Origin of the sequence: Marivivens aquimaris (assembly GCF_015220045.1) — a bacterium.
Classification (GTDB): Bacteria; Pseudomonadota; Alphaproteobacteria; order Rhodobacterales; family Rhodobacteraceae; genus Marivivens; species Marivivens aquimaris.
Window position 1 is genome coordinate 333,768 of sequence record NZ_JADBGB010000001.1, and the last position, 14,147, is coordinate 347,914.

Genomic DNA, 14,147 nt, shown 5'->3' on the forward strand with positions numbered 1-14,147 from the left:
GGCAGGCGCTTATTTCGCGAGGCGTGCCAGAAGCGAAGTCTCGGTCACGACACCGATCGGAGCGCCGTTTTCGACGACCATCAGCTCTTTGGACTTCTGGAGCTCCAGCATCACCTTTTTGACCGGCATTTCGGCGTCGACGGGCAGGCCGCCGCCGGTGCCTTCGCCCATGACGTCGCGGGCCGTGAGAACGCCGAGCGGGTTCATGTGGGCGACGAATTCCTGCACGTAGTCATCGACCGGATTGGCGATGATTTCGCGCGCGGTGCCGACCTGAACGATGCGGCCGCCTTCCATCAGAGCGATGCGGTTGCCGATCTTGAACGCTTCATCAAGGTCGTGGGACACGAAGATGATGGTGCGCTTCAGCTTGTCCTGAAGGTCGAGCAGTTCGTCCTGAAGCTTGGCGCGGATGAGCGGGTCGAGCGCGGAGAACGGCTCGTCCATCAGCAGGATCGGCGCATCGGTCGCGAACGCACGGGCGAGGCCCACACGCTGCTGCATACCGCCCGAAAGCTCGCCCACGCGGCGCTCTGCCCAATCGGAAAGACCGACGAGTTCGAGCTGGCGATCAACGGCATCCTTGCGTTCGGCTACCGACTGACCCGCAAGTTCGAGGCCGAGGCCCACGTTCTCGCGAACGGTCCGCCACGGCAGAAGGCCGAACTGCTGGAACACCATCGCAACATGGTTCTGGCGGATCTTGCGCAGCTCTGCCGGTTTGGCGTGAGTGACGTCGACCAGTTCCTTGCCGTTGCTGACGCGAACGGTGCCGCGGACGACAGGGTTCAGCGCGTTGACAGCGCGGAGCAGGGTCGACTTGCCCGAGCCGGACAGGCCCATGAGGACGAGGATCTCGCCTTCGGCCACGCTGAGGTTACAGTTGTGCACGCCCAGAACCTGACCGGTTGCGGCCTGAATATCCGCGCGCGATTGGCCATCGTCCATCAGCGGCAACGCCTTGTCGGGCGTTTCACCGAAGACGATGGAAACGTTATCGAATTCTACTGCATTATTGGTCATTACTTACGCTCCACCCGCAGCATACGGTCGAGAATGATAGCCACGACGACGATCACGAGGCCCGATTCAAAGCCGAGGTCGGTACGGACCTGACCAAGCGCGCGAAGCACCGGAACGCCAAGGCCGTTCGCGCCCACGAGCGAGGCGACAACAACCATCGACAGCGACAGCATGATGGTCTGGTTCAGACCGGCCATGATTTGCGGGAATGCGGACGGCAGTTCGACTTTCCAAAGAACCTGACGGTTGGTCGCGCCGAAAGCACGAGCGGCTTCCAGAAGCGGGGTAGGGGTGGTCGAAATACCGAGGTGGGTCATGCGGATCGAAGCCGGCAGAACAAAGATAACCGTAGCCAGAAGGCCGGGGACCATACCGATGCCGAAGAAGACGATCGCGGGAATGAGGTAAACGAAAGCCGGCAGCGTCTGCATCAGATCGAGTACCGGAGTCATGTACTTGTAAAACTTGGGTTTATGGGCGGCGAAAATACCGAGCGGTACGCCGACGGCCATACAGACTACGCAAGCCGACAGCACGAGCGTCAGGCTTTCCAGGGTGGGTTCCCAGTAGTCCTGGTTGAGGATGAATAGAAATCCGACCAGCACCAGAAGGGCGGTCTTGATGCTCTTTTGAAGGTAGTAGGTCAGGCCGACGAACAGCAGGATAATCACCATCGGGTGCGCCCATTCGAGCACCGACAGAATGCCGTCGATCAGGAATTCCATTACGACTGAAATCCAGTCGAACACGAATTCGAAATTGTCTTGTAGCCAGTCAAAACCTTGTTTCGCGGTCTTGCCGACCGGAATCTTGCTGCCAAATTCACCGTCCGACAGCGCACTAAAAAAATCAGTCGCCACGCGTCTCTCCTTGTTGTTCCCGGATCCGGCCTTCTAACACCGGCTTTGGAGAATGAAAAATGGCCCCGCCGAAGCGGGGCCATTTCAGTGGGTCGGATTAGTAGCCGAAGGCTTCCGAAACCGCAGCAGCACCGTCGCCGCCGTCAACGGTCGATACGCCGTCAACCCAAGCCATAACGGTGTCCTGGTTTTCCTGCAGCCAAGCCATGGTTGCTTCGTCCGGATCAGCGCCGTCGTCGAGGATCTGGCCCATGATCAGGTTTTCCATCTCGAGCGAGAATTTGACGTTCGAAAGCAGGGTGCCGACGTTCGGGCACTCTTCTGCGTAGCCCTTACGGGTCAGGGTCTTCACAACACCTTCGCCGCCAAAGAACTCTTCACCACCCGGCAGGTAGGACAGTTCGAAGTTGGCGTTCATCGGGTGCGGAGCCCAGCCGAGGAAGACAACGTCTTCGCCCTTGTCGTAAGCGCGCTCGACCTGAGCCAGCATGCCCTGCTCAGAGGACTCGATGACTTCCATGTCGGTGAGGCCGGTGCCGTCTTTTTCGGTCAGCGAAACGAGGTACTGGTTGCCTTCGTTGCCCGGCTCGATGCCGTAGATCTTGCCGTCGAGGCTGTCAGCGAACGAGTTGATATCGCCGAAGGTCTGGAGACCTTTTTCGTAGGTGTAGGTCGGAACTGCGAGGGTGTAGATGGTGCCCTCGAGGTTGGTAGCCAGTTCGTCGATCTCACCGTTGTCGAGGTACGGCTGGAGAACGCCCTGCTGTGCCGGAATCCATGCGCCGAGGAAGGCGTCGATGTCGTCCGACTCGAGCGATGCGTACGTCACCGGAACCGAGAGGATTTTCACGTCGACGTCATAGCCCAGAGCTTCGAGAACGTGCTTGGTGGTCGAGGTGGTGGTGGTGATGTCGGTCCAGCCAACATCCGAGAAAGTGACGGTGTCGCAGTCAGCGAATGCCGGAGCGGCGGCGACGAGTGCGAGCACGGAAAGTGCACTTTTCATTTTCATTTTGTTTTCCCTGTGTGTAGTTGGTTTTGTTGATTGACGAGTCAATTAACGACCAACATGTTACGAATGGCAAGTAAATTTAGGCGGAAAATGCCCAAACTCGGAATGGAACCTATACGTCGTGCTGCTCTTGTCAAAGCGACTATCGATGAGATCGGTGCCGCAGGCAGCTTGGACGTGACCGTCAGTCAGATCGCGAAGCGGGCTGGCATGTCTTCCGCGCTTGCTCATCACTACTTCGGGGGCAAAGAGCAGATTTTTCTTGCTGCTATGCGACATACTCTAGCCGTTTACGCCGCGGAAGTTCGTGGTGCATTGGCTATGGCGTCTGATCCGTTCGAGAGGATCGAAGCCATCGTGAGGGCGGGATTCGGTTCTTCGAATTTCCGTCGTGAAGTCATCGCCGCGTGGCTCAACTTTTACGTTCTGGCCCAGCAGTCGACCGAGGCGCGCCGTCTGCTCAATGTCTACCAGAACCGCCTACATAGTAATCTTGTCTACAATCTTCGCCCTCTGATTGGGGGCAGAGCCGACTCGGTCGCTGAACGAATCGGGGGGCTCATCGACGGTCTCTATCTGCGCGAAGTGCTCGGAGATCGCACCGCAAACGGAAACGCCGCTGCTGCACATGTCTTGGCGGTAATTGAATTGGAAATCGGACAGGGACAATGACGAAGCCAAATATTCTCATCATCATGGTGGACCAGCTGACGGGTACTCTGTTTCAGGACGGTCCGGCCGACTGGCTGCACACACCGAACCTGAAAAAGCTGGCTGAGCGTTCGACGCGCTTCCAGAACGCGTACTGCGCGTCGCCGCTTTGTGCTCCGGCCCGTGCCGCCTACATGGCCGGCCAGCTGCCGTCGAGCACCAAGGTCTACGACAACGCCGCCGAGTTCGCCTCTTCGATCCCGACATACGCGCACCACCTGCGCCGCGCGGGCTACCAGACCTGCCTGTCGGGCAAGATGCACTTTGTCGGCGCCGACCAGCTTCACGGTTTCGAAGAGCGCCTGACCACCGACATCTACCCCGCCGACTTCGGCTGGACCCCCGATTACCGCAAACCGGGTGAGCGTATCGACTGGTGGTATCACAACATGGGTTCGGTCACGGGCGCTGGCGTGGCAGAGATCACCAACCAGATGGAGTACGACGACGAGGTTGCCTACAACGCCTGCCGCAAGCTCTACGATCTCGCGCGTGGACATGATGAGCGTCCGTGGTGCCTCACCGTGTCGTTCACCCACCCGCATGATCCCTATGTGGCCCGCAAGAAATACTGGGATCTCTACGAGGACTGCGAGCATCTGGAACCCGAGGTCGGCCCGATCCCCTACGAGGAACAGGACCAGCACTCGCAGCGTCTGATGGACAGCACCGACTACAAGAACTTCGACCTGTCCGAAGAAAACACCCGCCGTTCGCGCCGCGCGTACTTCGCGAACATCAGCTACATCGACGACAAGGTCGGCGAGCTACTCGACGTGCTCGAACGCACCCGCCAGGACGCAAGCATTGTGTTCCTCTCGGATCACGGCGACATGCTGGGTGAGCACGGTCTGTGGTTCAAGATGTCCTTCTACGAAGGCTCCTCGCGCATTCCGCTGATGATCTGCGACAAGAGCATGGAGCCGGGCCTTGTGACCGATCCGGTTTCGGCCATCGACGTCACGCCGACGCTCTGCGATCTGGCGGGCATCGACATGGGCGAAGTAACCCCGTGGGTCGACGGCGAAAGCATTGCGCCGCTGGGTCGCGGCGAAAAACGTACCTCGCCAGTCAAGATGGAATACGCGGCAGAGGGCTCATACGCCCCGCTGATCTCGCTCGTGTCCGGTCGGTACAAGTTCAACCAGTGCCAGCTTGACCCCGATCAGCTCTTCGATCTGGAGAAAGATCCGCAAGAGCTGAACAACGTCGCCGGTGATCCCGCTTATGCGACGGTTCTGGCCGATATGAAGGCCAAAGCCGCTGAGCGTTGGGACATGGCCCGCTTCGACAACGAAGTACGCCAGAGCCAAGCGCGTCGCTGGATCGCCTACGAGGCGCTGACCAACGGTAAGTTCACCGCGTGGGACCACCAGCCGATGATGGATGCGACCAACCGCTACATGCGTAACCACATGGACCTCAACGTCGTTGAAGAGAACCAGCGTTTCCCTCGCGGGGAATGAGCCTAGTTCCTTCGCCTGAAATTCCTCCCGACGGAGACACCTATGCCTTATGATACCCAACCCGTAGCCAGCCACTTTATCGACGGCGAGTATGTCGAAGATACCGCTGGTGAACTCATCGAAGTGATCTACCCCGCCACCGGCGAGGTGATCGCCAAGGTTCACGCCGCAACCCCCGCCATCGTCGACAAGGCGCTGGCATCGGCAGAGCGCGCCCAGAAAGAATGGGCCGCGATGTCCGGCACCGAACGTGGCCGCGTGCTGCGCCGTGCTGCCGACATCATGCGTGAACGCAACCACGACCTGTCGGTCCTCGAAACCTACGACACCGGCAAGCCGATGTCCGAAACCACCATCGCCGATGCGACCTCGGGCGCGGATGCTCTCGAATACTTCGGCGGTCTGGCCGCTTCGCTGACGGGCGAGCACATCCCGCTCGCTGGCGGCGATTTCGTCTACACCCGCCGCGAGGCGCTGGGCGTTTGCGTCGGTATCGGCGCATGGAACTATCCGACCCAGATCGCGTGCTGGAAGGGTGCACCGGCGCTGGCTTGCGGCAACACGATGGTCTTCAAACCGTCCGAAGTGACCCCGCTCTGCGCGCTGAAGGTCGCCGAAATCCTCGTCGAGGCAGGCGCACCGAAGGGCGTTTACAACGTCGTTCAGGGCATGGGCGCTGTCGGCGCATCGCTCGTCACCGATCCGCGCGTGGCCAAGGTCTCGCTCACCGGCTCGGTCCCGACCGGCAAGAAGGTCTACGCTGCCGCTGCCGCAGAGATGAAGCACGTCACGATGGAACTCGGCGGTAAATCCCCGCTGATCGTCTTTGATGACGCCGACATCGAGAGCGCGATCTCGGGCGCGATCAACGGCAACTTCTACTCGACCGGTCAGGTCTGCTCCAACGGCACCCGCGTGTTCGTTCAGAAGGGCATCAAGGAGAACTTCATTGCCCGTCTCGCCGAGCGTATGGGCGACGCCGTCATTGGCGATCCGATGGAGATGGAAACCACCATCGGTCCGATGTCCTCCGAACGTCAGCTGAACATTGTCGAAGGCTACATCGCTAAGGGCAAGGAAGAGGGCGCGCGTCTGGTCAAAGGCGGTAACCGCATCGAAAAGGACGGCTACTGGATCGAACCGACCCTGTTTGCGGATGTCACCGATGACATGACCATCGCCCGCGAAGAAATCTTTGGCCCCGTTCTGTCGGTCCTCGATTTCGACACCGAGGAAGAGGTCATGGAACGCGCCAACGCCACCGATTTCGGTCTGGCCGCTGGTGTGTTCACTCAGGACCTCACCCGCGCGCACCGCGTGGTTGCCGGTTTCGAGGCGGGCACTTGCTACATCAACACCTACAACCTTGCTCCGGTCGAAGCTCCCTTCGGCGGCGTGAAGGCGTCTGGCGTTGGCCGCGAGAACTCCAAAGAGGCGATCAACCACTATTCCGAAGTGAAGACCGTCTACGTCTCGATGAACCCCTGCGAAGCGCCGTTCTAAGGCGCTCCGTTCACCGTTGAAATTGCATACGGCGCGGGGTCTGCCTGCGCCGCTCAAACCACTCATTTCCGGAGGTCTGCATGCAGGCTGAATATGTCATCGTCGGTGCCGGTAGCGCGGGTTGCGCCATGGCTTACCGCCTGTCGGAAGCAGGCAAGTCGGTCATCCTGATCGAATACGGCGGCACGGATGCCGGTCCGTTCATCCAGATGCCTGCCGCGCTTTCGTACCCCATGAACATGAAAATGTACGACTGGGGCTTCAATTCCGAACCCGAACCGCACCTTGGTGGCCGTGTCATGGCGACCCCGCGCGGCAAGGTCATCGGCGGCTCCTCGTCGATCAACGGCATGATCTACGTGCGCGGCCACGCCAAAGACTTCGACCATTGGGCCGAAAGCGGCGCGCATGGTTGGCGCTACGCCGACGTGCTGCCCTACTACAAGCGCATGGAGCACTGGCACTCCGGCGGTCATGGCGGTGATCCCGAATGGCGCGGTAAGGACGGCCCGCTGCACATCACACGCGGTCCCCGCAACAACCCGCTGACCCGCGCCTTCGTCGAAGCTGGCCGCGAGGCTGGCTACCCCGTCACGGGCGACTATAACGGTGAGCAGCAGGAAGGCTTCGGCCCGTTTGACGCCACCATCTACCGTGGTCGTCGCTGGTCGGCTGCCAACGCCTACCTCAAGCCCGCGATGCAGACCGGCCGCGTGAATGTCGTGCGTGCCATGGCCGAGAAAATCGTCATCAAGGACGGCCGCGCTACCGGTGTTCAGGTCGAACGCGACGGCAAGTCCGAAGTCATCGACGCCACCAAAGAGGTCATCATCGCGGCCTCCTCGATCAACTCGCCCAAGATCCTCATGCTGTCCGGCATCGGTCCGGCCAAGCATCTGGCCGAGCACGGCATCGACGTCGTTGCCGACCGTCCGGGTGTGGGTCAGAACCTGCAAGACCACCTTGAAATGTACATCCAGATGGCGGCCACCCAGCCGGTGAGCCTCTATAAATACTGGAACATCTTCATGAAGGGTCTGATCGGTGCGCAGTGGCTGTTCACCAAGACCGGTATCGGCGCGTCGAACCAGTTCGAAAGCGCGGCCTTCATCCGCTCGAAGGCCGGTGTCGAATATCCCGACATCCAGTACCACTTCCTGCCGATCGCTGTGCGTTACGACGGTGCGACTGCTGCCGAAGGTCACGGCTTCCAAGCCCACGTCGGCCCGATGCGTTCGCCGTCGCGCGGGGAGATCACTCTGCGTTCGGGCGATCCGAAGGACGCGCCGAAGATCCTCTTTAACTACATGTCCCATGAAAAGGACTGGGAGGATTTCCGCACCTGCATTCGCCTCACCCGCGAAATCTTCAAGCAGCCTGCCTTCGCGCCCTACGCGGGCAAGGAAATCCAGCCGGGTGCCGATTGTCAGACCGACGACGAACTGGACGATTTCACCCGCCAGCACGTCGAGTCCGCGTATCACCCCTGCGGTACCTGCAAGATGGGCGACAAGAACGACCCGATGGCCGTTGTCGATCCGGAATGCCGCGTAATCGGTGTGGACGGTCTGCGTGTGGCCGACAGCTCTATCTTCCCGCGCATCACCAACGGCAACCTCAATGCGCCGTCGATCATGACGGGCGAGAAGGCATCGGACCACATCCTTGGCCGCTCGCCGCTTCCGGCAGAGAATGCCGAGCCGTGGATGAACCCGAACTGGGAGACCTCGCAGCGATAAATCACAGGGAACGGCGCCTTCGGGCGCCGTTTCTGACTCAGGTCAATGTAGGCAGGGCGCAGCGGTCCTAATCTTTCCTTGAAACCCATTCAGGAAAGGTCGCGACGATGTCCAACACACCTCACGAACTCTACGAAGAATTTCCGGGCGAGGCCGAAAACATCTCTGCCCGTCGGCTCAAGGACGCCCATTTCGCGAAGTTGACCGACCGCTATCACGAGATCAATCGCGCCATCCACCGCGCCGAAACCAACATCGCGCCACTGGACGACATGGACGCCATCGAGCTGCGCAAAGAACGGATGCGGCTGAAGGACGAGATCGCCAAGGCGCTCGGCACCTCCGAGCCAGCATGAGGAAGCGGCCTTCGGGCCGCTTTTTTATTCCACGCGGTAGGGCAGGATGCCCCGCTGGTTCGGGTCCACCGTCAGGCGACGTTCGAGCGGCGGGACGGAACGCTGGTGGCAATCCTTGCGCTCGCAAATCCGACAGGAAATCCCGATGGGCTCGAACGCTGCTGCGGTGTCGATGTCCATGTGGTCCGCGTAAACCAGCGCGCGGGCGTGTTTGACCTCGCAGCCTAGGCAGATGGCGAAACGGCGGGTCGGGGCATGGAACGCGCCGCCCGATTTCGTGACGTCGCGCGCAAGGCAGAAGTAGCGCACACCGTCCGGTGTTTCAGCCAGCTGGCGGTGCCAACGGTTCGGGCTTTCGAACGCACGGTGCACATTCCACAGCGGACACGCGCCGCCGTAGCGGGCGAATTGCAGCGTCGTGGCAGAATGGCGTTTGGTGATCGTGCCCGCCGGATCGACGCGGACAAAGAAGAACGGAATCCCCTTCGACCCCGGACGCTGGAGCGTCGATAGACGGTGCGCGACCTGTTCGACCGAGGTGCCGAAGCGGTCAGCTAGCCGCTCTAGATCATGGCGTGTCTCTTGCGCGGCCTCAAGGAACCGCGCGTAGGGCATCAACGCGGCACCGGCGAAGTAGTTGGCGAGGCCGAGCTTCGCGATCGCGCGGGCTTCGGCGGACTGGAAACGCCCCAGATCGAGCGTTGCCTCAAGCAGCTGATCCCGAGTCAAAAGAGCCACTTGCAGCATCAACTGAAAGCTTTGCGTTGCCTCGGTCGCGCGGCGGGAGATCACCAGCGACTTGCTGGCGGCATCATAGAAACGGATAGTTTCGGTGTCTTCGAATTTGACCGTGATCCGACGCCCTTCAAGCGTCTTGATCGCGGACTCCCGCATGGTCAAACCGCCTGACTGCACTGCGAAATGCTCCGCCGCGCGGTCCACTGCGTCGATGTAGTTGTCGCAATAGTGGAAGAAGTCGCGCACCTCTTCCCACGGTGACGGCTGAAGCCGCGCATCCTCGCGGCCTAGAGCTTCGTCCAGCGACGCGAGGCGTTCGTGTGTCTGGCGATAAGCAGCGTGCAAATCCAGCAACGCGCGGGCAAGCGTCGGGGCATTCGACGCGGCAAGACGCAAATCGGCAAGGGCAGGGGCCGTGCCGGTGAAGACGGGATCGGCCAGCGCCTCTCGCATGTCGGAGATCAGGCGCGCTTCGTCGCCCGATTGTAGTTCGGTCACGTCAAACCCGAATTCCTGCGCCAAAGACAGAACCACCGCCGTCGAGATCGGGCGATTGTTGTTCTCCATCTGGTTCAGATAGGGCAGAGACACGCTGAGCTTTTCGGCGAATGCCTTCTGGGTCAGCCCCAGCCGCCCGCGCAGTTCGCGTAGTTTGACACCGGCATAGAGCTTTTGCGTCGCCATCTTGTCCCTCATCCCTTTTGCAAAGTGACTTTACGTCTTTGCAAAAGGGCGGTGCAAGGGGTCAGATCGCGGCAGAAAGTCCCTGTTGGCGCTCGCGCCAGATCACCAACAGGATCGACACCAGCGATGCCGCTGCGCTTGCCGCCATGATCGACGCGAGGGTGAAGGCCGCGTTGTCGCCGCTCAGCATCGAGCTGGCGAGGGCAGACATCATCGCGCCGCTGCCCATCATGATCGCCGTGGCGAGGCCGGATGCGGTGCCTGCGATTTCGGGCTTGATCGACAGCGAGCCGGTTGTGGCGTTTGGCATCGTGAGGCCATTGCCGAGGCCCATGATCGAGATCATGCCGAAAAACACGAACGGCGTATCGTGGCCGTGCGACACCAGCGCGGCAGAGATCAGCAGCGAGACAACGGACAGGATGCAGCCCGCCAATGACAGCGCGTTAATCCCGTATTTCACCGCGTAGCGCCCCGACAGATAGTTGCCGAAGAAGTAACCGAGTGCAGGCATCCCGAGCGCGAGGCCTGCGTCTCTGGGTGACAGGCTGTAGACGTTCTCGGCCACGTAGGACGCGCCGCCGAGGAGGGCGTAGAACGCGCCGGCGCAGAACGACGTGCAGGCAACGTAGCCCCAGAACCGGACGGATTTCAGCAGCAGCGGGTACTGCGCGAACTGCTGGCCGATCGTCATGCCTTGCGAGCGGCTGGTCTCGCCCAGATCGCGGTAGGTCAGTGCAAGGATCGCGCCTGCCGAGATGGCGAGGAACACGAAGCTTGCGCGCCAGTCGAATAACTCGTCGAGGCCGCCGCCGATCACGGGGCCGATCATCGGCACGATCGACATGCCCATGGTGACGTAGCCGATGCGTGATGCGGCTTGGTCGGTCGGGTAAACGTCACGCACCACTGCGCGGGACAGTGCCATGCAAGACGCGACGCTGGCTTGGATGATGCGGCAGATCAGAAAGACCCAGATGTTCGGCGCAAAGATCGCACCAATGGTCCCCAGCACGAACAGCGCGAGCGATCCCAGCACCACGGGGCGGCGTCCGATGCGATCCGATAGCGGGCCCACGATCAGCTGCAAAATCGCCGTGCAGAGGAAATAGCCCGACACCGCGATCTGCATCACGCTATAAGTGGTGTCGAAATACGCAGTCATCCCGCTCAGCGAAGGCAAGAAGATCGACATGTTCAGCGCGGACACGCCTGCAAGCAGAACGAGCGTGATTGTTGCGGGCGGTGTGGTACGGTCCAGAAAGCGGACCTCGGGAATCTTGGTCATAGCGTTCGCGTAGCTGATAACCCGTCGGCGCGTCTATCTGCATTCCGGCGGGATGATATGTGCGCGGCGCATTTATTTGCAGTGTTGCAGTTGCAAATTCTCGCTAAGGCAACAGTTTGCAAATTTGCCCTATTTTGCTAGCCGCGCAACTTTATTGCGCTTATGGTCCCGTCAATGTCCTGCGGAGGAAGCCCCATGAAAGATATCCTGCAAGAACTCGAACAGCGCCGCGAAGTCGCGCGTCTGGGTGGCGGTGAGAAGCGGATCGAAGCCCAGCACGCCAAAGGCAAGCTGACGGCCCGCGAGCGGATCGACCTTCTGCTGGACGAAGGCAGCTTTGAAGAGTTCGACATGTTTGTCGCCCACCGCTGCACCGATTTCGGGATGGAGCAATCGCGTCCCGCAGGCGACGGCGTCGTCACCGGCTGGGGCACGATCAATGGCCGTCAGGTCTATGTGTTCTCTCAGGACTTCACCGTCTTCGGCGGCTCGCTGTCCGAAACCCACGCCCAGAAGATCTGCAAGATCATGGACATGGCGATGCAGAACGGCGCGCCTGTCATCGGTCTGAACGACTCGGGCGGTGCGCGTATTCAGGAAGGCGTCGCCTCGCTCGCCGGTTACGCCGAGGTATTCCAGCGCAACATCATGGCCTCGGGCGTTGTCCCGCAGATCTCCGTCATCATGGGGCCGTGCGCCGGTGGCGCTGTGTATTCGCCCGCGATGACCGACTTTATCTTTATGGTCAAAGACAGCTCCTACATGTTCGTCACCGGCCCCGATGTGGTGAAGACCGTGACCAACGAACAGGTGACCGCCGAGGAGCTTGGTGGTGCATCGACTCACACCAAGAAATCGTCGGTCGCCGATGGCGCGTTCGAAAATGACGTTGAGGCGCTGGCCGAAGTACGCCGCCTCGTTGACTTCCTGCCGCTGAACAACCGTCAGAAGCCGCCGGTCCGTCCGTTCTTTGACGATCCGGCACGCGTGGACGCCAGCCTCGACACGCTGATCCCCGACAACGCGAACACGCCTTATGACATGAAGGAACTCATTCATAAGATCGGGGACGAGGGCGACTTCTACGAAATTCAGGAAGACTACGCCAAGAACATCATCACCGGCTTCATCCGCATGGAAGGCTCGACCGTCGGTGTCGTCGCGAACCAGCCGATGGTTCTGGCAGGCTGCCTCGATATCGACTCGTCGCGTAAAGCGGCCCGCTTCGTGCGCTTCTGCGATGCCTTCGAAATTCCGATCCTGACGCTGGTCGACGTTCCGGGCTTCCTGCCGGGCACCAGCCAGGAATATGGCGGCGTTATCAAGCACGGCGCAAAGCTGCTCTACGCATACGGCGAAGCGACCGTCCCCAAGGTCACCGTCATCACCCGCAAAGCCTATGGCGGCGCATATGACGTGATGGCCTCCAAACACCTGCGCGGTGACTTCAACTACGCTTGGCCGACCGCAGAGATCGCGGTGATGGGTGCCAAGGGCGCGACCGAAATCCTCTACCGTTCGGAATTGGGCGACAAAGACAAGATCGCTGCTCGCACGAAGGATTACGAGGACCGCTTCGCCAATCCGTTCGTTGCGGCAGAGAAGGGGTTTATCGATGAGGTCATCATGCCCCACTCGACCCGCCGCCGCGTCTGCCGTGCGTTTGCCAGCCTGCGCAACAAGCAGCTGACCAACCCGTGGAAGAAGCACGACAACATTCCGCTCTGACGCGCTGGAGGAGCCAGTCAGAGCAGCAGGCGGGGAGCGCTTCGAGCCTCCCCGCACAAATTCAGGGAGAAGACAGTGAAACGTTTCGGGGTTTTCATGGCAGTGGTTTGCGCCACCGCGGCAGGAGCGCAAGACATCGCGCTTCCGTCGGGTGCGTCCGCAACGCTGTTTGAAACGCTTCCCGAAGAAACGCTCGTGCGTTTCCGTTTCATGTCGGACGGTCTGGCAGCGGATACGGATTACGATCTGATCGCCGCCGATATGACTGCCCTTTGCGAAACCACTGCGGGGGAGGTGCCGAGCGGCCTGAACCGCGCTGTCGTATCGCTTTCGTCGCAGGCTTTGCCCCTTGGAGCGGTCGCTCCGGAGGTCGTTCAGTTTTTTGAGGCCTACACAATTGAAGACGGTCGGTGCATGTGGGAGCCATTCTGATGACTCTCTTCAATCATGCGAGGCCGATCATGACCTATTCGACGCTGAACGCGCTCACCTTCCGCAAGGAGGCCATCTGATGCACAAGCACCGTGGCTTCCCTTCTCGCCTTCCGTCCTCGGACTTCCAGTTCACCATCCGCCGCGCCAACCCGCGCGGTGTGACCCCGCTCGTGGCTCGCGAACGTTTCCGCGACCGCCGTCATGCCGACAAAAAGGCGGACGAAGGTTTCATGGCTGCCCTGTGGCACCACTTCGGCGAAGAGCCGTTCGAGCGCGGTAACCTCGATGCGGGCCGTCTGGGCTGGCTGTTGGGCCGCGAGGTCGTGGTCGTCGACAAGGACGCGTTCGACCCCAAAGATTATGAAGCGATGCTGCGCATCGACGTCGCCAAAGCGAAGATCAGCTTTCCGGCGGTGTTCGACGAGGGCGCCGACTTCTTCGAAGAGGATGACGAGGAATGGGACTGATCGGCACGCTTTGGCCGACGTCCTTCGAGGCTCGGCAAAATACGGCCCACCCGCAGGGGGGTGAGCAAAACGCCATTGGGACACCGTCCAAGGCGTGCCAACATGTCTCTGCATCCTTGGATGCACACGTTTCCGAAC

General features: G+C 60.7%; 13 protein-coding genes. 8 read left to right on the forward strand and 5 right to left on the reverse strand.

Annotated elements, in window-relative coordinates; translation table 11 throughout:
* Positions 1–9 precede the first annotated feature (9 nt).
* From choV to choX, 3 genes are all read right to left on the reverse strand, one after another.
* Complete coding sequence (choV, locus tag IF204_RS01625) at positions 10–1,023, reverse strand: choline ABC transporter ATP-binding protein (RefSeq protein WP_194094135.1); 1,014 nt, start codon at positions 1,021–1,023, stop codon at positions 10–12.
* On the reverse strand, positions 1,023–1,883 hold the full coding sequence (gene choW / locus IF204_RS01630; RefSeq protein WP_322743248.1) for a choline ABC transporter permease subunit: 861 nt from the start codon (positions 1,881–1,883) through the stop codon (positions 1,023–1,025). Before choW ends, choV begins: the two co-directional genes overlap by 1 nt.
* Positions 1,884–1,980: 97 nt before the next feature.
* Positions 1,981–2,895, reverse strand: a complete 915-nt coding sequence (choX, locus tag IF204_RS01635) for a choline ABC transporter substrate-binding protein (protein ID WP_194094137.1) — start codon at positions 2,893–2,895, stop codon at positions 1,981–1,983.
* Positions 2,896–2,985: 90 nt separating this feature from the next.
* Between choX and betI the strand changes: the two genes are divergently transcribed.
* From betI to IF204_RS01660, 5 genes are all read left to right on the forward strand, one after another.
* On the forward strand, positions 2,986–3,567 hold the full coding sequence (gene betI, locus IF204_RS01640) for a choline-binding transcriptional repressor BetI (protein WP_228069016.1): 582 nt from the start codon (positions 2,986–2,988) through the stop codon (positions 3,565–3,567).
* Positions 3,564–5,072: a choline-sulfatase gene (gene betC / locus IF204_RS01645; protein WP_194094138.1), complete on the forward strand. Its 1,509-nt coding sequence runs from the start codon at positions 3,564–3,566 to the stop codon at positions 5,070–5,072. The genes betI and betC overlap by 4 nt, the downstream gene beginning before the upstream one ends.
* A 42-nt stretch (positions 5,073–5,114) precedes the next feature.
* Positions 5,115–6,575, forward strand: a complete 1,461-nt coding sequence (betB, locus tag IF204_RS01650) for a betaine-aldehyde dehydrogenase (RefSeq protein ID WP_194094140.1) — start codon at positions 5,115–5,117, stop codon at positions 6,573–6,575.
* An 80-nt stretch (positions 6,576–6,655) separates the two neighbouring features.
* On the forward strand, positions 6,656–8,314 hold the full coding sequence (gene betA / locus IF204_RS01655) for a choline dehydrogenase (protein WP_194094142.1): 1,659 nt from the start codon (positions 6,656–6,658) through the stop codon (positions 8,312–8,314).
* Between the two features lie 107 nt (positions 8,315–8,421).
* A complete protein-coding gene (locus IF204_RS01660; RefSeq protein ID WP_194094144.1) occupies positions 8,422–8,670 on the forward strand; it encodes a YdcH family protein in 249 nt (82 codons plus the stop codon).
* A 24-nt stretch (positions 8,671–8,694) separates the two neighbouring features.
* Here IF204_RS01660 and IF204_RS01665 read toward each other — a convergent pair whose 3' ends face one another.
* Both IF204_RS01665 and IF204_RS01670 read right to left on the reverse strand, forming a co-directional pair.
* A complete protein-coding gene (locus IF204_RS01665; protein WP_194094146.1) occupies positions 8,695–10,092 on the reverse strand; it encodes a helix-turn-helix domain-containing protein in 1,398 nt (465 codons plus the stop codon).
* 61 nt (positions 10,093–10,153) lie between these two features.
* On the reverse strand, positions 10,154–11,380 hold the full coding sequence (locus tag IF204_RS01670; protein WP_194094148.1) for a multidrug effflux MFS transporter: 1,227 nt from the start codon (positions 11,378–11,380) through the stop codon (positions 10,154–10,156).
* 195 nt (positions 11,381–11,575) lie between these two features.
* On the opposite strand from IF204_RS01670, the gene IF204_RS01675 reads away from it, so the two are divergent.
* The 3 genes from IF204_RS01675 to IF204_RS01685 all read left to right on the forward strand — a co-directional run bounded on the left by IF204_RS01675 (position 11,576) and on the right by IF204_RS01685 (position 14,009).
* Positions 11,576–13,108, forward strand: coding sequence for an acyl-CoA carboxylase subunit beta (locus IF204_RS01675; RefSeq protein ID WP_194094149.1), 1,533 nt, complete (start codon positions 11,576–11,578; stop codon positions 13,106–13,108).
* Positions 13,109–13,183: 75 nt separating this feature from the next.
* Positions 13,184–13,540, forward strand: a complete 357-nt coding sequence (locus IF204_RS01680) for a DUF6497 family protein (RefSeq protein ID WP_194094150.1) — start codon at positions 13,184–13,186, stop codon at positions 13,538–13,540.
* A gap of 79 nt (positions 13,541–13,619) precedes the next feature.
* Positions 13,620–14,009: a hypothetical protein gene (locus tag IF204_RS01685; protein WP_194094151.1), complete on the forward strand. Its 390-nt coding sequence runs from the start codon at positions 13,620–13,622 to the stop codon at positions 14,007–14,009.
* The last annotated feature ends 138 nt before the right edge of the window (positions 14,010–14,147 follow it).

Coding starts and splice junctions, on each gene's coding strand:
- choV (WP_194094135.1), bottom strand. CDS start 1,023: ATGACCAATAATGCAGTAGAATTCGATAACGTTTCCATCGTCTTCGGT.
- IF204_RS01665 (WP_194094146.1), bottom strand. CDS start 10,092: ATGGCGACGCAAAAGCTCTATGCCGGTGTCAAACTACGCGAACTGCGC.
- betB (WP_194094140.1), top strand. CDS start 5,115: ATGCCTTATGATACCCAACCCGTAGCCAGCCACTTTATCGACGGCGAG.
- betC (WP_194094138.1), top strand. CDS start 3,564: ATGACGAAGCCAAATATTCTCATCATCATGGTGGACCAGCTGACGGGT.
- choX (WP_194094137.1), bottom strand. CDS start 2,895: ATGAAAATGAAAAGTGCACTTTCCGTGCTCGCACTCGTCGCCGCCGCT.
- betA (WP_194094142.1), top strand. CDS start 6,656: ATGCAGGCTGAATATGTCATCGTCGGTGCCGGTAGCGCGGGTTGCGCC.
- IF204_RS01670 (WP_194094148.1), bottom strand. CDS start 11,380: ATGACCAAGATTCCCGAGGTCCGCTTTCTGGACCGTACCACACCGCCC.
- betI (WP_228069016.1), top strand. CDS start 2,986: ATGCCCAAACTCGGAATGGAACCTATACGTCGTGCTGCTCTTGTCAAA.
- IF204_RS01660 (WP_194094144.1), top strand. CDS start 8,422: ATGTCCAACACACCTCACGAACTCTACGAAGAATTTCCGGGCGAGGCC.
- IF204_RS01685 (WP_194094151.1), top strand. CDS start 13,620: ATGCACAAGCACCGTGGCTTCCCTTCTCGCCTTCCGTCCTCGGACTTC.
- IF204_RS01675 (WP_194094149.1), top strand. CDS start 11,576: ATGAAAGATATCCTGCAAGAACTCGAACAGCGCCGCGAAGTCGCGCGT.